The sequence below is a fragment of the Selenomonas sp. F0473 genome, from assembly GCF_000315545.1.
Lineage (GTDB): Bacteria > Bacillota > Negativicutes > Selenomonadales > Selenomonadaceae > Centipeda.
In genome coordinates, this window is sequence record NZ_JH992902.1 from 1,762,853 (window position 1) to 1,781,515 (window position 18,663).

An 18,663-nucleotide genomic window follows, 5' to 3' on the forward strand; every position below is an offset into this window, starting at 1 on the left:
AGAGTAATATATCCAGGAGCGTGTAAAACCAGCACAGAGCATCGACTATGAAATATTATGATGCCGAATCCTGCGCGAGAATATCCTTCAGACGCTCTTCGTCCTCGGTGACGAAGAGCGTTTTTTCGTTGACGAAGCGGACGAAGCCGGGGACGGCGCCCGCGGGTTTCTTGACGAAGTGGATGCTCGTGTAGTCGACGGGGACGTTCGAGGAGCCGCGCGCCTTGCTGAAATGCGCGGCGAGCTGCGCGGCGAGGTGGAGCGTCTCGTCGGGGACGGGGGCGCCGCCCGTGCGCAGGACGACGTGCGAGCCGGGAATGTTCCGCACATGCAGCCAAATGTCGTTTGGCGCTGCTGTCTTAAAGGTCAGCGCGTCGTTCTGCGTGTTGTTCTTGCCGACGAGGATGGTCATCCCGTCGGGCGCGGTGAAGGCGAACGGACGGGCGCGTCGATCCTTGCTGCGTTTCGGCAGTTTCTGACGGAGGTAGCCCGCCGTGATGAGTTCGTCCTCGATCTCCGCGATCTCGGCGAGCCGCGTGGAGGAGTCGAGCGACGCCTCGATGCTCTCGAGATGGCGGATGCTCGCGGCGCAGCGTTCCTGCTGGACGGCGAGGAGGGCGCGGGCGCGTTTGAGTTTGTCGTATTTCTTGTAATACGCCTGCATATTTTGAATGATACTCTGGCGGCGGTCGAGCGGGATGGTGAGAGATTCCCCGCGCTCGCTGTAGATATTCTTGACGGTGATTTCTGCGTCCGCACGGTCTGTAAAGTTATATTGATAGGTCATAAGGTTGTCGGCATAGATTTTCTGTATCTCGGCGTTCTCGGCGGCGGCGATTTCCTCATCCAGCTTGCCGTATTTTTCGCGCGCGCGGGCAAGCTCCGTGCGCACGAGGCGGCGGAAGCGTTCGCGGTCGGGGATGACATAGCTGCCGAGTCTGCGGTCGGCGTCGATCATGAGGGCGCTGACGGTCGGATAGGAGAGACGGTGCGTGCCGGGCATCTCGCCGAGCGGGAACGCCGCCATCGCCGATACCTTGCCGTTCTCGTCAAGACGCAGGGAGGGGGCGGGGCGCTCCATGAGCCCGCGGAGTTCCGCGAGTGCGGCGGCGAGCGTCGTGAAATCTGCGGCGTCGAGTGCGGAGACGGCAATGTTCGGCGCAAACCCCGCCATAAAGCAGACTTCTTTCGCGGAGACGGGACCAAAGCCGAGACATGCGCCGATGAGCGCTTGGAAGAGTTTTGCCTCCGATTCTGTCCGGATACGCGTGATGATGTCGTCGATACGCGCCGATAGCAGGTCGAGTTTGTCCTGCGCGGGCGGGAGTGCGTAGGGCTGTCCCTTCAGTACGGTGCGGATGCGGCTCGAGTTCTCGCCGATGCGGCGGAGCGCCTCGACGATGGTGCCGTCCTCGGTGAGGATGATGTTGCTGTATTTGCCGATGAGTTCGAGAGTGAGCGTGCGTGTGACGATGCGCCCGCCGCCCGCGATGACGTCGATATCGAGGTGCAGGATGCGGTCACGCCCCTCCTGCCGGACGGCGGCGATGCGCCCCGTCTCGAGCTGCTTGCGCAGTACCATGCAGAACGTGGGCGGCTCGGGCGGATTCTCGGGCGCAGTTTCGATGATGTACGCCGCGGGATTGCCGGCGTTCGTATTGATGTAGAGGAGGATGTTTTTGCCCGGCTGACGAACGGAGAAAACAACGGACTGCTTATTCGGCTGGGTGATCTTGTCGATGCGCCCGCCTGTGAGCGCATCCGCAAGCTCCGTGGCGAGCGCGGACATGGAGAATCCGTCAAGACTCATACGGCGATCCTTCTTTCGTCAATCATATTGGAAAAATTATAGCATCTGCGGGGCGGAATACGCAAGCGCGCCTTGCGCCGAAGGGAAAATCATCGTATAATACAGCAAGGCTAAATGAACGGAAGGCAAGGAAAACGATGGAGTTTACCAAATGGCAGGGCTGCGGAAACGATTTCGTGGTCGTGGATTTCCTTGAGAGGGAACCCGTGGACTTCGCGGCGCTTGCCGTGCGCATGTGCGACCGGCATTTCGGCATCGGGGCGGACGGGCTGATGGTCGTCTGCCCGTCGGAAACGGCGGACATCCGGATGCGCGAGTTCAACCCCGATGGCTCGGAGCCGGAGATGTGCGGCAACGGCATCCGCTGTTTCGCTCGTTATCTTTACGAATATGGGCGCATCCGGAAGGAACGGTTCACGATTGAGACGCTTGCGGGCACGATGACGCCGCGTATTATCATAGCGGACGGGAAGGTGACGGCGGTCGAGGTGGACATGGGCATGCCTGTGCTCGCGGGCGGCGACATCCCTGTGCGCGGATTCGGCGCGGCGCGTGTCGTCGCAGAGCCGCTCACGGTTGCGGGCAGGGAGTACAAAATGACTTGCGTCTCGATGGGGAACCCGCACGCGGTGATCTTCGTGGACGACGCGGAGAACTTCCCGCTCGCAGAGCTAGGAGCGCAGTTTGAACATCACGAACTGTTTCCGCGCAAAATCAATACGGAGTTCGTCGAGGTAAAGGACCGCACACACGCGCGGATGCGCGTATGGGAGCGCGGCGCGGGCATCACGCTCGCCTGCGGCACGGGGACGTGCGCGACGCTGACGGCCGGCGTCCTGACCGGCGTGCTTGACCGTGCGGCGGACATTGAGGTGGACGGCGGCGTGATTCATGTCGAGTGGCGCGCGGCCGGGCATATCTTCATGACGGGCCCTGCGGAGCCTGTCTTTACGGGCGTATGGCAGGGTGCAGTATGAGCGAGATGCAGCGCAGGAGTATGACGGGCTACGGGGCGGCGACGGCGGAGACGCAGGCGTACCGCATGACCGTCGAGATCAAGGCGGTCAACCAGCGGTTCCTGGAGATTACGCCGCATATGCCGCGTTCCTTCGCGGCGTGGGAGAGCGCGCTGCGCGAGACGATCCGCACACAAGTGGCGCGCGGGAAACTCGACATCTTTGTGAATTTTGAGGATCGCAGTGAAAAGCAGTACGACGTCCGCGTCAACGAGGGGCTTGCACGCGCCTATTATGCCGCATTGGCAAAGGTCGCACGCGCGGTGGATGCGCCGCTCAATGACGGCGTGCGTATCGTCGCGGCCCGGGACGGCGTGATTGAAATCAATGAGAATGCGGACGTCTCGGGGGCGCGCGAGGTGTTCATGGGCGCCGTGCGCCGCGCACTCGACGCGTTGGATCACATGCGGCTGACGGAGGGCGCACATATCGCGGGCGACCTTTTAAAACGCATTGATCGCCTCGAGGCGCAGCGCGCACAGGTCAAAGAGATCGCGCCGCAGATTGTGGCGGACTACCGTGCGCATCTGACGGAACTGCTCGCGGAGTTCAAAGAAGTGATGCCGGACGAGACACGCATTGTGCAGGAGGCGGCGCTCTATGCCGACCGCGTCAATGTGACGGAGGAACTGGTGCGGCTCGCGAGCCATTTTGCCCAGTTCCGCGCGATTCTCGCCGAGGACGAACCGGTCGGGCGGCGGCTCGATTTTCTCCTGCAGGAGATCAACCGCGAGGTGAATACGATCGGGTCGAAGGCAAACAACGCCGCCGCGCAGCAGCTCGTCGTCGCGATGAAGAATGAAGTCGAAAAACTGCGCGAGCAGGTACAGAATTTGGAGTGAGAGCATGGAGATCAAACCGATCAACATCGGTTTCGGCGACATCGTATTCGCCGGGCGCATCGTCGCTATCGTTGCGCCAACGTCCGCATCCGCCAAGCGCATGGTGCAGGACGCGCGGGATGCCGGGCGGCTCGTCGACGCGACGTACAAGCGGCGGACGCGCGCCGTCATCGTCACGGACAGCGGACACGTCGTGCTCTCGGCGCTCCAGCCGGAGACGATCGCGAACCGTGTGGGCGGCGTGAAGGAGGATGCGGAATGAAAAAAGGCCTGCTCATCGTGATCTCGGGCGCTTCGGGCACGGGGAAGGGGACGGTCTGCAAGGAACTGCTCTCCCGCGAACCGGACATCGCGTTTTCTGTCTCCGCAACCTCGCGTGCACCGCGGGACGGCGAGGCGGAAGGGCGCGAGTATTACTTCCGTACGCGCGCGGCGTTCGAGGAAATGATCGCGGCGGGCGCGTTCCTCGAGTATGCGGACGTCTACGGCAACTATTACGGCACGCCGCTTGCGCCCATCCAGGAGCGGCGCGCGGCCGGCGAGGATATCCTCCTCGAAATCGATACGCAGGGAGCGCTGAACGTGATGGAGCGATGCCCGGACGGCACGTTCATCTTCCTCCTGCCGCCGTCCTTTGAGGAACTGCGCCGCCGCATCACGAGGCGCGGGACCGAGACCGAGGAGGAACTTATGTGCCGCTTGCATGCCGCGCAGGACGAGATACGGCTCGGGAAAAAGTACCGCTATGCCGTTGTCAACGATACGGTGGCTGCGGCCGTGGAGCGCATCCGCACGATCCTCGCGGCGGAGCGGTTCCGCGCGGATATGAACCCGGCACAGTTTGAACGAGTGAGCTAAGAAACGAGGTACGAACAATGAAAACGAATGCGGAAATCGGCATGGTCAACCCCTCTACGGACGAACTGCTGACGAAGGTGGACAGCCGTTATGGCATGGTTGTGCTCGCCGCGAAACGCACGCGCCAGATCCTAGAGGGCGATCCTGTGAAGTCCGAGCTGGCGCGCTCGACGAAAAACGTCACAAACGCGTTTGAGGAGATTGCCGAGGGCAAAATCAGCTACGACCTCTATAAGGAGAGCATCTGACAATGGGAACTCTTGCGGGACGACGGATTGTTCTCGGCGTCACGGGCGGCATCGCCGCGTATAAGGCGGTCGAGATCGCAAGCAGACTGAAAAAATCGGGCGCCGAAGTCCACGTCGTTATGACGCGGGCGGCGGCGTCCTTTGTCGCGCCGCTGACGTTCCGCGAGATCACGGGCCGGGCGGTCGCGACAAGCATGTGGGCGGAGGTTCCCGCGCATCACGTCGAACATATCGCGCTCGCGGAGATGGCAGACCTTGTGCTCGTCGCGCCTGCAACGGCGAACTTCATCGCAAAGGCGGCGGCGGGCATCGCCGACGACCTCCTGACGACAACTGTCCTCGCAACGCGCGCGCCGCTCTATATCGCACCTGCGATGAATACGGGCATGTGGGAGAATCCCGCCACACGGGAAAACGTCGCGCGTCTGCGTGACCGCGGCGCCCGGATCATCCCGCCCGCCGAGGGGCCGCTTGCGTGCGGAACGACGGGGGCGGGACGTCTGCCCGAGCCGGAGGAAATCGCCGCGGTGATCGAGCGTCACTTTGCATCGGCAGAGCGCCTTGTGGGACGGCGCATCATCGTGACCGCGGGCGGCACGGAGGAGGCGCTCGACCCCGTGCGCTACCTCGGCAACCGCTCCACGGGACGCATGGGCTATGCCGTCGCGGCGGAGGCGGCGCGGCGCGGTGCGGAGGTCATTCTCATCTCCGCCCCCACGCATTTTGATACCCCCGCGGGCGTGCGCCGCGTGAACGTGCGGAGCGCGCGGGAGATGTACGCCGCGGTCATGGCGGAGTACGAGAACGCGGACGCCGTCGTCAAGGCGGCGGCGGTCGCCGACTACCGCCCCGCAGAGGTCGCCCCGCAGAAGATCAAGAAATCGGACGGGGAACTCACGATCACCCTTACGCGCAACCCCGACATCTTGTTCGAACTGGGCCGGAAAAAGACGCGTCAGGTACTCGTCGGTTTTGCGGCCGAGACGGAGAATGTCGAGACATACGCACAGGGAAAACTCACGAAGAAAAACCTCGATTTCATCGTTGCGAACAACGTTGCCGAAAAGGACGCGGGTTTTAGTGTTGGAACAAACCGCGTCAAAATATTTTTCAAGGGCGGCAGAGTCGAGGAGCACCCTCTCATGGCAAAGTCGGAACTCGCAGGGATCATCCTCGACCGACTGGCAGAAGCATTCAAGCAAAAAACGTAGGCTTAGTTGATTTCCCATAGAAGATATGCCGCGCCGCAAAGAGCAGGCGAGTGCGGCAGTGCCTTCCTATGGGGGGTGCACAACAAGTTCTTCGGGAGGTGGCAGGATGACTTATACGGCACATTACGCATCCCCGCTCGGGGATATCTTGATCGCCGAACGCGGCGGTGCGCTGATCGGCCTCTGGATCGCGGGGCAGGACTGCGCGTCCGACCTGCGCGGCGAGACCGTAGAAGAACGCGAGACGCCGCTCCTCCGAGAGACGAGGGCGTGGCTTTCGCGGTACTTCGCAGGGGAACAGCCCGCGATAGAGGAGCTGCCGCTCGCCCCGCGCGGGAGCACGTTCCGGCAGCGCGTGTGGAAATTGCTCTGCCGGATTCCCTACGGCGCGACCACGACGTACGGTGCGCTCGCGCGGAAGGTCGCTGCCGAGACGGGCAAGTCCCGCATGTCCGCACAGGCTGTCGGCGGCGCCGTCGGGCACAACCCCATTTCCATCATCATCCCCTGCCACCGCGTCGTCGGCGCGGGCGGCAGTCTCACCGGCTACGGCGGCGGGCTCCCGATGAAGATCGCGCTGCTCGAACACGAGGGCGTCGATATGAGCGCGTTCTTTGTGCCGAAACACGGGACGAAACTCTGATACAGTGAAACGCATAGAAAAAGAACCTGATGAATTAGCGCAGATAGTTGATTCATCAGGTTCTTATCGTTAGGAGATGTAGTGATAACCGTGCCGCTCGGCATTGCCGAGCAGATAGAGAAAGGCAAATGCCGGAATACGAAGGAGGATTGTTCTTGTTTTCGTCATTTGTAGACCTAGATCATCTGCCGCCTTTGTAATGACAATGGCAGCCGACGCCTCGTTTGCCAGTACGCTGACGGCGTTGTCATCCGAGATGGTCGTATTTTCACGATATTTTACCTCGATGAGTATTTTTTTCGCCATCGGATAGTCAATGACAATATCGACTTCTTTGTTCTTCGTTCCGCCGCGAAAATAACCGATGGAGGTGACATATCGATAGTAGAATGCGGCGACGTGTTTGTAGACGGCTGTTTCGACGATTTTCCCCATCTGAATCGGATCGGTGAGCAGAGTATCGTCCATGAGGACGGCGTTTCTGATGGCGGCGTCGGCGATGTAGATTTTGGGGCGCGCTTTGAGAACGCGCTTGCCCGCCATGTCGATGGGCCAGCTCCGATAGATGAGATTGGCGCTCTCCAGAAACCGGATGTAGTTCTCTACGGTGGGGCGGGAGACGCCGCTCAGCTCTTTTGAGAGCGCATCGACGGAGACAATCTCTGAAGATACGCTGCAAAGGTAGAGGAAGATGCGCTCCAGCTCCGTGATGTTGCGGATGGCGTAGAGCGAGGGAAGGTCGCGCTTGAGCACTTTGTCGACGACATCCTCCCGCATGATTTGCTGTGCGAGAATGTCGTTACTTGCAAGTGCAAGTTCAGGAAATCCGCCCACTTGCAGGTAGCGGGTAAAATGCTGTTGCACCTTGGATAACTGGAGCATGATTTTGGTCTGCTGCGGACGCCGCATATAGGGCAGGTCGGTCGCTTTGAGGTTCTCCGGCAGCTGCGGGCGGTCAAGTGATAGGAGGTTGCAATATTCATAGAATGACAGCGTCGGGACGGGGATTACCGACCAACGGCCGACGCCGCTCTCTTGATTGCCCTTCATCAGCGCGGGGCTTGCAGACCCCGTTGCGACAACCTGTATCTCCGGTGTGCTGTCATAGATGACCTTGAGCCATTTATCCCAGTCCCGAACGTATTGAATTTCATCAAAAAAATAGTAAACATCATGATCAACATAAATGTTTTCATGATAGCAGTCGAGGATTTCTTGAAAGTCGCTGAGTTTCAGCATTGGGTGATCCATCGAGATAAAGAGAATTCGCTGTGGAGAAACGCCGCGCGCGAGTAGCGCCTCGATTAACTGATATTGAATGGTGGTCTTGCCGACACGACGCATACCGCTGAGGACGAGGATGCGGCGCATCTCTGTTTCCGCTAAACGAGCCATTGTCTCGTAGAAAGCAAAGCGCTTATAATGCTTTGTCAGAGCGGGGGGGGGACCGTACCGGTTTTCCACCAAGGATTGTAGCCTATAAGTACCTTTAGGATGTTTTCCTTGTTGATGATGGACATTCTGCGTCACCTGCCTTTGCAATAATTATAACTATACTTTACAATTTTGTCTATAAAAATGTAAAGTATAGTTTGTATCTTTGTGTTAAAATGGGGGACAGCAAAAAAATACGCTCCGGTATTATGGGAGCGTGCTTCCTCCTACACTTGGCGAAGACGGTTGTCTACTTCTTCATCACTCATGGTGTCGAGCGTGCGCGGCGCTTTTGGGAGCGTCAGAGAGAACGGAATACCGTTTCGCTCGATGATCTGACGGTACAGCGCATTGATGACGACGGATACGGGAATACCGAGGCTGCGGAGAATATCCTCCGCCTCCTTTTTCACATCGTATTCGACGCGTGCGCTGACTGTTGCGTCCTTCATGAGACCACCGCCTTTCACTGTGATTGTATTACGACGTCCTGCGAATTGCAAGACTATATCATATACAATGGCCTTGTGGTAAAATGATATACGGACAGAAGGGATATGATATTTTGGACACACGGGAGTCTGAGAAAATGCGGGCGTCATATCGTCTTATGAACAAGCTTGAAAAAGGAAAACAATCCGGCGAGGAGCGAGGTTGGCTGACTTTAGAGGAGATCGAGGAGCGGCTTGGCGCTGCCAAACATAAGGAGTACGGTCATGGAGCAAATCTGCCTTGTTCAGCACTGCTATGAGGTTGCTGACTTCGATGAAGTGAAATATATCGGCGCGTATTCTTCCGAAAAGAGGGCGAAGGAGGCTGTCGAGCGGCTTATGCACCTCAGCGGCTTTAAGGAGTTTTCACGAGAGCATTTTTCTCTGGAAATTTATCGGTTAAATGAAGATGCCGATTGGAAAGGAGGATTTTATCACGCAGTCGATGGGGGCGACGAATACGACGAGCGTGAAATTTGGTACGAATCGCAGACGCAGGGAGCGCCACACCGCACATTACAGAGAACGAACAGCGGGGGAGATGCGGATGCACGTTATGTTTACATCTTAGAGCATGTATATCGTGTGAGGTCGTTTGCTGAAGAGAAACTTATCGGTGTTTATGATTCGAGCGCGGCGGCAGAGGAGGCCGTTATGCGCTTTGATCATCTGCCGGGCTTTTGTTATCATCCGCGGGCGTGCTTTCATATCATGCCCTACGGCATCAATCAGACGCATTGGACGGAGGGCTTTGCGGATATCAAAGTGCCGACTCTAAAAGAAAAAACGTGGGGCGTAGACCTTCCCGCATGGCTTTATGTTGGATAGAAAGAGCTTTACATGAGATGCTGTGATGAGATTTATGTTGAGAGGTGTATGGGGAGAGAAAAGATTGTTGTTGAAGGGCGTCCTATGATTATGATATCAATGCGCATCTTTTTTATGCTGTTCGCCGTGAGTATGTCGCTTTTTACTGTGCAGAAATGTGATGCTACACAAAGGTTCTCGGGCAGTATTTTTTTACAGGATAATTTAGAGCCGAATTTTGTGGTCATCAATCCGAACCGTGTCACCGATGAGGTGAAGATCGATCTGTCACAGGCAATACCGCGTGGATACCGGATAGGGAGTTCCGTTCTCACAGAGTCCGGGATTTATTTTCTCGTGAAGTTGGATTATAATTGTTGTCTCGCAGAGTCGAAAGCCGAGTTAAAAAAGGTGAGGCCGCATCTTTTCCATCTGACGGAGGAGGGGATCGCAGAAATTCCTATTGATTGGCCGGACCAGGAGCTTGAGTTATACCCGTGGGATCTTTATGAATTTGATGATAAATTCTACATTACGTTCGCCGGGAATGAGATTCCTCTTGTCCCAAAGGATCGATGGCCTTCCGATCGTATTTATATAATCCCTAAGACCGGCGGCAAGGCAAGAGAACTTTATACAAAATGCAGGCTTAAGAATTTTGGAGAACCGTCGCAGCGTGACAGCCAGCCGATCGAGTATGGCGACGGTGTGATATGTGTACGCAGTGAGGATTTGGCCGTCGTGTTCGTTCATGATGAGGAGGAAAAGAAATTATTTTCGCTGCCTGTCGGGACGACATATTTGCTGAAAGGATGGTATGAAGAGGGGAAGAGCCTGTTGTTATGGAGTGAGTCACCAAACGTCAGCCTCGTTGTCGATCTACGAGGGAACGTCCTGCAGGAATGGTACCATGGATACGGCAGTACATGCTGTTGGAATATATATGGGACCACGGAAGGCGGCATATTGTTTCGCCGGTCGTCAACCTCTACACTCAAAGAGAATGATCGTTGGCCGAAGTTTGGAAATCATGATTTTTTCTGTACGGAGAGTGTAAAGCAGGATGAATTTGGGATCTATGACACACGGACGGGAGATGTTATTCCACTGGTTCATCATAAGGGAGATGAACATTATTCTGGTTGTTGGCCTAAAATAAGCTATAAAAAAGTACAATTTGAACGCCTTGCAGTGGCGGCACGGGAGAGCGGGGAACTGTCACTGCCACTGACAGAATGCGCTATCAGTGCAACCGGCTCTGCCGTGTCCTTCGATGATGCCTCATGAGTGAAGTCAAAGCATATAAAAATCTCCCGCCCGCCCCTTGACAATATCCTGCACTTTCGTTACAATGCGACGTATAGAAGAGAATATACCTCATCCAGAGCAGCGGAGGGACCGGCCCGATGAAGCTGCGGCAACCATGACGTTTCGGTCAACGGTGCCAATTCCTTTAGGCGGAGCAGCCTATGAGATGAGCGCGGCGGACAGCCTCCCTTATCTCAAGGGGAGGCTTTTCTTATGGAAACGAGGTCGTATTTTTGAAAGGTATTTTTCATCAACTAGGGGAGGTTTTGATATGAAGAAAATGCTGTTCACATCCGAGTCCGTGACGGAAGGACATCCCGATAAACTCGCCGATCAGATTTCCGACAGCATCCTCGACGCGATTCTCGCGCAGGATCCGCAGGGGCGCGTCGCCTGCGAGACGCTCGTGACGACGGGGCAGGCGCATGTGGTCGGCGAGATTTCGACATCGTGCTATGTGGATATTCCGAAGATCATCCGCCGGACGGTGCGCGAGATCGGCTATACGAACGCAAGCTACGGGTTCGATGCGGATACGTGCGGCATCCTCGTATCGCTCGACGAGCAGTCGCCCGACATCGCGCAGGGTGTCAACGAAGCGATCGAGTCCCGCGAGGGCAGGATGGATGCGGCGGATGCCATCGGCGCGGGCGATCAGGGCATGATGTTCGGCTACGCGACGAACGAGACGCCGGAGTACATGCCGCTGACGACGGTGCTCGCGCATAAGCTCGCGCGCCGTCTCACGGACGTGCGCAAGAGCGGCGAACTCTCCTATCTGCGTCCGGACGGCAAGACGCAGGTGACGGTCGCCTATGAGGACGGGAGGCCCGTCTATGTCGATACGGTCGTCATCTCGACGCAGCACGACGAGGCCGTGGACCTCGCGACGATCCGCAGGGATATGATCGAAAAGGTCATCAAGCAGATCATCCCGGCGGAGCTCCTGCGCGCGGAGACGAAATACTTCGTCAACCCGACGGGGAAATTCGTTATCGGAGGTCCGCACGGCGACTCGGGGCTGACGGGACGCAAGATCATCGTCGATACCTACGGCGGCTGGGCGCGCCACGGCGGCGGCGCGTTCTCGGGGAAAGACCCCACGAAGGTCGACCGCAGCGCGGCGTATGCGGCGCGCTATGTGGCGAAGAACATCGTTGCGGCGGGGCTGGCAGACCGCGTGGAGATTCAGCTCGCGTACGCCATCGGCGTGGCGCATCCCGTCTCGATCATGGTGGATACGTTCGGCACGGGCAAGATCGACGAGGAGCGGATCGTCGCGCTCGTACAGAAACATTTCGATCTGCGTCCCGCGGGCATCATCAAGATGCTCGACCTGCGCCGCCCGATCTATCGGCAAACGGCGGCATACGGACATTTCGGCCGCACGGACGTCGACCTCCCGTGGGAGCGTACGGATGTGGCCGACGTGCTGAAGAGCGCGGCGGGACGTTAAGCGGCATATTGTAAATCAAACAGTCTTGCGCGTCTCCGTCTGTGCGGCGCATAAGACTGTTTTCCTATATGGGGGTGAAATGATGACGGAACGGGAAATCATGGAGTTTGCGTGCGAGGAATTTTACTGGCTGCACGCGCATCCGGAACTTTCCTATGAGGAGTTCGAGACGACGGCGCGTCTGCGCGCGGCGTTTGAGCGGTTCGGGATACGGGTGCTCGATGTGCCGCTCGAGACGGGGCTGGTGGCGGCGGTCGGAACGGGTGAAAAACCCATCGTCGCTCTGCGGACGGATATCGACGCGCTGCCGGTCACGGAAGCGACGGAGCTGCCCTATCGTTCTTTAACGGAAGGGAAAATGCACGCCTGCGGGCATGATTTTCATATGGCGGCGGTGCTTGCGGCGGCGCTCCTGTTGAAAGAACGGGAGGACGAACTGAAAGGGACGGTTTACATCGTCTGCCAGCCGGCGGAGGAAGCGCCGGGCGGCGCGCGGCGGGTGCTCGATACGGGCGTCTTGGACGATGTGACGGCGATATTCGGCATTCATGCGCGTCCCCTTTATCCCGTTGGAACATTTGGCCTATGCGCGGGCGGCATGATGGCGTCCACGGATAAGTTCGAGATCACGTTCAAGGGGGTGGGCACGCATGCGGCGCAGCCCGACCGCGGCTGTGATCCGATCGTCATGGCGGCGCAGTTTGTGACAGCGGCGCAGACGATCACCGCCCGCAACGTGAATCCGCTGCACGCCGCCGTTGTGAGCATCGCGCACATCGAGGGCGGGACGACGTGGAACGTGCTGCCGGAGCAGGTATGGATGGAGGGGACGATTCGGCTTTTTGATGCGGCCGACCGCGTGCTGGTGAAAAAACGGATGGAGGAGCTCGCCGCGGGGATCGCCGCAGGTCTCGGCGGGCATGCGGAGATCTCTTGGAAGTCGGGCGCGCCCGCGGTGGTGAATACGCCGCGCTGGAATGAACTTGCGGCGGACGCGGCAAAGCGGGAAGGCTTTGCCGTTGTGGATGCCGTACCGTGGATGGCGGGGGAGGACTTCGCATATTATCAAGAGACGATGGAGAGCTGCTTTGCATTCGTCGGGACGGGGCTTGGGCCGGAGAATCATCATCCGCAGTTTACGGTCGATCCGGCGGCGATACCGCAGGCTGCGCGGTATTTGGTGCGTATAGCTGAAACATCTCTATGTTGTGTGACACGCGATTTTGGCGCATAGCTGTGTCATTTCGAAAAATCCTGCGCTCGACGTGGCCCTTAACTACGCCTTCGCTATTCCTTGCTCTGCATCCAAACTTGCGTGTCTCCTAAGTTGTGAAGGGATTTTCGCGACTAGGTTATATGAAAGACGGGCGGCTCAGGGCGTGTTTCACATCGTAGCGATAAACGACGAAAAAAGATAAGGACGAAAACCGTCCTTATCTTTTTTTGTGTCTATTTTCTTTTCCATATCCCGATGGTGAGCGCGTTGACGATGGGGATATGGTCGCCTATGTTCCGCATGATAATTGCGCCGGCGAGCGTGAGGAGGAGGGTCGCGGCATAGAGTCCGAGCGCGATAGGGGCGGTGAGCACGTGGCCGCGCCCGTAAATCAGCATCAGCAGATAGGTGATCGCGACGGGGTGCGCGAGGTAGATGAAATAGGAATGTTTTCCGAGGAGTTGGAAGGCGCGCCCGAGGAGATTGTCCGTGCCGAGATGCGTGAAGAGCGCGAAGAGCGCGAGCGAGGCGCAGGCAGTGTAGAGGATGCCGAGCGGCGAGAGCTGATGCGCGGTGTAGATCGTCTCGAGCGGTGTGTATCCGTCAACGAGAATCAGCTTGTAGTACCACGCGAGGAGCAGGGCGAGACTGAGAACGCCGAACGCGTAAAGCCGGCGTGCCTGGCGCTCCATCAGCGTGCGGAAGGCGCTCCAGCGCAGGGCGAGCCAGCCGCCGAGCAGGAAGATAAAGACGTAGTGGAGGGGCCAATAGTTCAGCCGGTAGAAGAGCAGCGCGCGCAGGAGCGTTCCCTCGGGGAGGCTGTAAACGTAAAGGTTGAAGGCGGTGTCGAAGCTCGACCAGTAGTCGAACGCAACCTGCGCGATGAACACCGCGCCGAGCAGCGGGCGCGTCATGTGCCGCAGCAGCACGCGCCAGAGCGGCATGAGGAGATAGAACCAGATGAGGATGACCATGAAGTAGAGCTGATACTTCGCGTTTCCGAAGAAGAGAATTCCCGGCCATGAGAGCAGCGGCGGAATTCCCGTGCCGTAATGCCACGCGTCGTGGACGATGTAAAAGAGCGACCATACGAGATAGGGCACGACGACCGCATGACATCGCCGCCGCAGGAAGTCTCGATAGGAAAAGGGCGCAGATAGGTTTTGTCCGTAGAACAGACCGAACGCCGAGATAAAGAAAAAAATCGGCACGCTAAAGCGCGTGCCAATGTCAAAAAGCGCCACAAGATGAAGATTCGGCGTCGGATTCGCAAGATATTCCGCGCCGATGTGGATGCCGATCACGCCCATCATAGAGATACCGCGGATCGCCTCGACCGCGGAGAGACGCGGCGGCTTATTCGATGACATAGGTGACGTTCACAACCCCTTCGACGGCGAGCTGACCCGCGGCAATCGGCGTCGTGCCGATATCCGCAGCGGCTTCCTTCGTCATCGCCATATAGCGCACATCGTTGTACGGCTGCGGCGATGCGTCCGCAGAGGAGATGCTTGCCACGCGGACGATCCGAACGCCGGCCGCCGCGGCGAGCGCATCCGCCTTTGCGCGCGCATCCTTCATCGCCCCCGCGAGCGCCGTATTCTTCGCGGCGACGAGATCGCTCGCGGTGAATTCGAGCGAATCGATGCGGTTTGCTCCGCTGCCGAGCGCAGTGTCGATCACACGGCCGACCTTCGAGAGGTCGTGTACGGTGATGACGACAGTGTTCTGCACGGTGTAGCCGACGAGCTCCGTGCGGCCGTTGTCGCGTGTGTCATAGCGCTGTGAGAAATCGTAGCGCACCGTTTGAATATCGCGGTCTGCAATACCGAGCGCTTTCACCGCGCTGTGTACGCGCGCTGCCAACGCGACATTGTCCGCATGCGCCTTTGCCGCGTCCTTTGCCTCCGTGATGACGCCGACCGTGACGGCGGCGGTGTCGGGAGCGACATGCGTGACGCTCGTGCCGCTGATACTGAGCGTCGAGGGATATGCTTCCGCCGCCGCGGTATGCGCCGGGAGCACGAGCGTGAGCGCGAGCGCCGCCGTGCAGGCGAGCGCGCCGAATGCCATGCGTTTCATGAGAGTCCTCCTTTTATACGGATTCCAAATAACTACGCCGATTATAGCATGTACGCTCGGCCGTTATCATGAAAGAAGGATTATTCTCGTGCGCCTGCCAGCAGATTCTCGTTGTACTTCTTTGCCGCGATATATGCCCATATCGCGCCGATGGGGAGGGTTACGATCAAGCCGAAGCCGAGCGTGAAGAGACCGACGATGATGTTCACGATAAGCATGACGACGGCGCCCATGATCGTCGAGTAGAGCATACCGATGGGGCCGAAGAAGAGTGCGAGTCCGGCGGCGAGACCGACATTCTTTATCGACTGCACGACGATCGCTTTGGGAGCGGTATGCTGCGCGTCCGGCTGTGTGTTCTGCTCGTTGTCCATGATAAAATCTCCTTTTCCCTACATAGATGATAAACAATATCCGGAGATGAGTATAATGCAAAATCCCGCGAATTGCAAATGAAGCGGGAGGGGAATCTGATTTGGCAATTCTCATTTGGGAAACGCGCAAATGAGATTTGATTTTTTGTCGTTTTTTGTGTAATATAGAGCGTAGAAATCGAATTGCATACGACGAAACGATATGCAGAAATAATTCAACGCAAGGGAGAGCGATATTATGGCAAAGGAAACGCATGAGTTTCAAGCCGAGACCAAACAATTACTGGATCTGATGATCCATTCCATCTACACGAACCGCGAGATTTTTTTGCGCGAGCTGATTTCCAACGCCTCGGACGCGATCGATAAGCTCCACTTTGAGAGCCTGACGAACCGCGATATTCTCAAGGGGAACGATGCTTATGAAATCTTTTTGGTGCCGGACGCGAAGAGCAAGACGCTCACGATCTCCGACAACGGCATCGGCATGTCGCGCGCCGAGGTCGTCGAGAACATCGGCACGATCGCAAAATCCGGCACGAAGGCCTTCATGGAGCAGCTCGCGAAGGCCAAGGAGGAGAGCGGCGGCACGCCGGACAAGGACCTCATCGGTCAGTTCGGCGTCGGCTTCTACTCCGCGTTCATGGTCGCGGAACGTGTGACCATCGTCACGCGCCGGGCGGGCGAGACGCAGGCGACGCGCTGGGAATCCGCGGGCGACGGCAGCTACACGATCGAGGACGCGGAGAAGGAAGGGCGCGGCACGACCGTTACGATCCGGCTCGCCAAGGAGTTCACTAAGGGCGAGACGGACTACACGGACACCTATACGCTCGAGCGTCTCGTCAAGAAATACTCCGATTACGTGCGCTACCCCATCAAGATGAACGTCACGACGGAGGAACTCCCGCGCGACGACGAGGGCAAGATCATCGAGGGCGCGGAGAAAGTCAAGAAGACGGAGCTGCGCACACTGAACTCGATGCAGCCGCTGTGGACGCGCGCCAAATCGGAGATCAAAGACGAGGAGTACGGCGACTTCTTCAAGAACCAGTTCCACGAGTGGGAAGCGCCGATGGAGGTGTTTCACACGAAGGCTGAGGGCACGGTCGAGTATACGGCGCTCCTCGAGATCCCCGCGCGCGCGCCGTTCAATCTCTATCAGTCGGACTATGAGCCGGGCATCCAGCTCTACTCGCGCCACGTGTTCATCATGGACAAATGCAAGGATCTCCTGCCGGACTACCTGCGCTTCATGAAGGGGCTCGTAGACTCGCCCGACCTCTCGCTCAACATTTCGCGCGAACTGCTTCAGCAGAGCCGCGAACTGAAGACCATCGGCCGCGCGCTCGAAAAGAACATCCTCAAGACGCTCGGCAAGAAACTCGAGAAGGACCGCGAATCCTACGAAAAGTTTTGGAACGAGTACGGGCGCTCGCTGAAAATCGGCATTTACAACAGCATGTATTCCGGCCGCGATACGGTGGACAAGCTGAAGGATCTCATCCTCTTTACAAGCTCCAAAGAGGGCAAGCTCGTCTCTCTGAAGGAGTACGCCGCCCGGATGCCCGAGAGCCAAAAGAGCATCTTTTACGCGACGGCGAAGGACAAGGCGACCATCGAGCAGCTCCCGCAGATGGAGCAGCTGCGCGAGCGCGGGCTTGAGGTGCTGTTCCTGCTCGACCCCGTGGACGAGTTCGCGATCGAGACGGTGCACGAGTACGAGGGCAAACCGTTTCACTCGATCAGCCGCGGCGATCTCGACCTCGGCGACGCGGAGAGCGAGGAGACGAAGAAGGAGACCGAGGAGATCGCAAAGACGAACGACGATCTCATCAAAGACGTGAAGGAAGCGCTCGGAGAGAGGATCGCCGAGGTCAAGATCTCGCAGCGTCTGCGCTCAAGCGCCGTCTGTCTCGTGGCGGACGAGGCGGGGCCGTCGCTCTCGATGGAGCAGACCTTTGCCGAGATGAACAATCCGATGTTCAAGGCGCGCCGCATCCTCGAGATCAACCCGCACCACGAGCTCTTTGAAAAACTCCGGCGCGTGCATGCGGCGGGCAAGGACAGCGAGGAGTTCAAGGATTACTGCGACCTTCTCTACACGCAGGCGCTGCTCATCGAGGGCATCCTGCCGGAAAATCCCGTTGCCTTTGCGCAGAAACTCGCAAAGCTGATGGCGAAATAAGGAGATATTTGTGGAAATCGAACTCTTTTCGTCGCAGTTCTTTGTGGCGCTCTTTTCGATTATTATCCTCGACCTTGTGCTCGCGGGGGACAACGCCGTCGTCATCGCGATGGCGTCGAACCGTCTGCCCGCCGCGCTCCGCAAGCGAGCGATCTGCGTCGGCACGGCGGGGGCGGTCATTGTCCGCCTCATCATGACGTTCTTTGCCGTCGAGATGCTGACCGTGCCGTATCTGCAGGCGGTCGGGGGACTCGTCCTCCTGCCGATTGCCGTAAAGCTCATGCGCCCCGCGCAGAAGGAGGCGCATGTGAAGGCGGCGGATACGTTCGCGGGGGCGGTCAGGACGATCATCGTCGCGGACGCCGCGATGGGCCTTGACAACGTGCTCGCTATCGCAGGGGCCTCGCAGGGCCATTTCCTGCTCGTCGTGATCGGTCTCGTCGTCAGTATCCCGATCGTGGTCGGCGGCAGTCAGCTCATTGCGAAACTGATGGACCGGTACCCCGTGCTCATCGTCATCGGCGCCGCGATCCTCGGCTGGACGGCGGGGACGATGATCGCGCACGATCACTCCGTAGGACCGATGATTTTAGGTTTCCTGCCCAACGCCGAAACGCTGCTCCCTGCCGCGTGCGCAGGGCTCGTGTGCGCCGTCGGCGGACGGAACCGGAGCGCATGA

Annotated in this window: 20 protein-coding genes and 1 riboswitch; of the genes, 14 read left to right on the forward strand and 6 right to left on the reverse strand. The window is 58.3% G+C overall.

What is annotated here, in order from left to right; all coding sequences use genetic code 11:
- Positions 1-55: 55 nt before the first annotated feature.
- Positions 56-1,810 (reverse strand): NFACT family protein, encoded by a 1,755-nt coding sequence (locus tag HMPREF9161_RS08110; RefSeq protein ID WP_009729180.1) that lies wholly within the window; start codon positions 1,808-1,810, stop codon positions 56-58.
- Between the two features lie 137 nt (positions 1,811-1,947).
- On the opposite strand from HMPREF9161_RS08110, the gene dapF reads away from it, so the two are divergent.
- The 7 genes from dapF to HMPREF9161_RS08145 all read left to right on the forward strand — a co-directional run bounded on the left by dapF (position 1,948) and on the right by HMPREF9161_RS08145 (position 6,628).
- Complete coding sequence (gene dapF / locus HMPREF9161_RS08115; protein WP_009729181.1) at positions 1,948-2,787, forward strand: diaminopimelate epimerase; 840 nt, start codon at positions 1,948-1,950, stop codon at positions 2,785-2,787.
- Positions 2,784-3,668, forward strand: a complete 885-nt coding sequence (locus HMPREF9161_RS08120; RefSeq protein ID WP_009729182.1) for a YicC/YloC family endoribonuclease — start codon at positions 2,784-2,786, stop codon at positions 3,666-3,668. Before dapF ends, HMPREF9161_RS08120 begins: the two co-directional genes overlap by 4 nt.
- A 4-nt stretch (positions 3,669-3,672) precedes the next feature.
- On the forward strand, positions 3,673-3,930 hold the full coding sequence (locus tag HMPREF9161_RS08125; RefSeq protein ID WP_009729183.1) for a DUF370 domain-containing protein: 258 nt from the start codon (positions 3,673-3,675) through the stop codon (positions 3,928-3,930).
- Positions 3,927-4,526 (forward strand): guanylate kinase, encoded by a 600-nt coding sequence (gmk, locus tag HMPREF9161_RS08130; RefSeq protein WP_009729184.1) that lies wholly within the window; start codon positions 3,927-3,929, stop codon positions 4,524-4,526. The genes HMPREF9161_RS08125 and gmk overlap by 4 nt, the downstream gene beginning before the upstream one ends.
- Positions 4,527-4,543: 17 nt before the next feature.
- Entirely contained in the window at positions 4,544-4,774 is a 231-nt protein-coding gene (gene rpoZ / locus HMPREF9161_RS08135; protein ID WP_009729185.1) for a DNA-directed RNA polymerase subunit omega, read from the forward strand.
- A gap of 2 nt (positions 4,775-4,776) precedes the next feature.
- The gene (gene coaBC / locus HMPREF9161_RS08140) at positions 4,777-5,985 is read left to right on the forward strand and encodes a bifunctional phosphopantothenoylcysteine decarboxylase/phosphopantothenate--cysteine ligase CoaBC (protein WP_009729186.1); all 1,209 of its coding nucleotides are present in this window, start codon (positions 4,777-4,779) and stop codon (positions 5,983-5,985) included.
- 106 nt (positions 5,986-6,091) lie between these two features.
- Positions 6,092-6,628, forward strand: coding sequence for a methylated-DNA--[protein]-cysteine S-methyltransferase (locus tag HMPREF9161_RS08145; RefSeq protein ID WP_009729187.1), 537 nt, complete (start codon positions 6,092-6,094; stop codon positions 6,626-6,628).
- A gap of 69 nt (positions 6,629-6,697) precedes the next feature.
- Here the strand turns inward: HMPREF9161_RS08145 and HMPREF9161_RS08150 are convergent, their stop codons facing one another.
- Positions 6,698-8,023 carry an ATP-binding protein gene (locus HMPREF9161_RS08150; RefSeq protein ID WP_232213526.1) on the reverse strand — a complete coding sequence of 442 codons (1,326 nt, stop codon included), beginning with the start codon at positions 8,021-8,023 and terminating at the stop codon, positions 6,698-6,700.
- A gap of 266 nt (positions 8,024-8,289) precedes the next feature.
- Positions 8,290-8,514 (reverse strand): type II toxin-antitoxin system RelB/DinJ family antitoxin, encoded by a 225-nt coding sequence (locus tag HMPREF9161_RS08155; RefSeq protein ID WP_009729190.1) that lies wholly within the window; start codon positions 8,512-8,514, stop codon positions 8,290-8,292.
- A 158-nt stretch (positions 8,515-8,672) separates the two neighbouring features.
- On the opposite strand from HMPREF9161_RS08155, the gene HMPREF9161_RS10005 reads away from it, so the two are divergent.
- The 5 genes from HMPREF9161_RS10005 (at position 8,673) to HMPREF9161_RS08175 (ending at position 13,358) form a co-directional block, all read left to right on the forward strand.
- Entirely contained in the window at positions 8,673-8,813 is a 141-nt protein-coding gene (locus HMPREF9161_RS10005; RefSeq protein ID WP_198002164.1) for a hypothetical protein, read from the forward strand.
- Positions 8,779-9,381, forward strand: coding sequence for a hypothetical protein (locus HMPREF9161_RS10010; protein WP_009729191.1), 603 nt, complete (start codon positions 8,779-8,781; stop codon positions 9,379-9,381). The genes HMPREF9161_RS10005 and HMPREF9161_RS10010 overlap by 35 nt, the downstream gene beginning before the upstream one ends.
- Before the next feature lie 48 nt (positions 9,382-9,429).
- A complete protein-coding gene (locus HMPREF9161_RS08165; RefSeq protein ID WP_051010582.1) occupies positions 9,430-10,647 on the forward strand; it encodes a hypothetical protein in 1,218 nt (405 codons plus the stop codon).
- A gap of 87 nt (positions 10,648-10,734) precedes the next feature.
- Positions 10,735-10,841: riboswitch (SAM riboswitch) on the forward strand.
- A 98-nt stretch (positions 10,842-10,939) separates the two neighbouring features.
- The gene (gene metK, locus HMPREF9161_RS08170) at positions 10,940-12,124 is read left to right on the forward strand and encodes a methionine adenosyltransferase (RefSeq protein WP_009729193.1); all 1,185 of its coding nucleotides are present in this window, start codon (positions 10,940-10,942) and stop codon (positions 12,122-12,124) included.
- A 79-nt stretch (positions 12,125-12,203) separates the two neighbouring features.
- Positions 12,204-13,358 carry an amidohydrolase gene (locus tag HMPREF9161_RS08175; RefSeq protein WP_037348694.1) on the forward strand — a complete coding sequence of 385 codons (1,155 nt, stop codon included), beginning with the start codon at positions 12,204-12,206 and terminating at the stop codon, positions 13,356-13,358.
- A 215-nt stretch (positions 13,359-13,573) separates the two neighbouring features.
- Here the strand turns inward: HMPREF9161_RS08175 and HMPREF9161_RS08180 are convergent, their stop codons facing one another.
- The 3 genes from HMPREF9161_RS08180 to HMPREF9161_RS08190 form a co-directional block, all read right to left on the reverse strand.
- Positions 13,574-14,710 carry an acyltransferase gene (locus HMPREF9161_RS08180; protein WP_009729195.1) on the reverse strand — a complete coding sequence of 379 codons (1,137 nt, stop codon included), beginning with the start codon at positions 14,708-14,710 and terminating at the stop codon, positions 13,574-13,576.
- Positions 14,697-15,422, reverse strand: coding sequence for an SIMPL domain-containing protein (locus HMPREF9161_RS08185; protein ID WP_009729196.1), 726 nt, complete (start codon positions 15,420-15,422; stop codon positions 14,697-14,699). Before HMPREF9161_RS08185 ends, HMPREF9161_RS08180 begins: the two co-directional genes overlap by 14 nt.
- A gap of 80 nt (positions 15,423-15,502) precedes the next feature.
- A complete protein-coding gene (locus tag HMPREF9161_RS08190) occupies positions 15,503-15,796 on the reverse strand; it encodes a hypothetical protein (RefSeq protein WP_009729197.1) in 294 nt (97 codons plus the stop codon).
- 238 nt (positions 15,797-16,034) lie between these two features.
- Here HMPREF9161_RS08190 and htpG point away from each other — a divergent pair, with 238 nt between their 5' ends.
- Positions 16,035-17,984, forward strand: coding sequence for a molecular chaperone HtpG (gene htpG, locus HMPREF9161_RS08195; RefSeq protein WP_009729198.1), 1,950 nt, complete (start codon positions 16,035-16,037; stop codon positions 17,982-17,984).
- A 10-nt stretch (positions 17,985-17,994) separates the two neighbouring features.
- Positions 17,995-18,663 carry a TerC family protein gene (locus HMPREF9161_RS08200; protein ID WP_009729199.1) on the forward strand — a complete coding sequence of 223 codons (669 nt, stop codon included), beginning with the start codon at positions 17,995-17,997 and terminating at the stop codon, positions 18,661-18,663.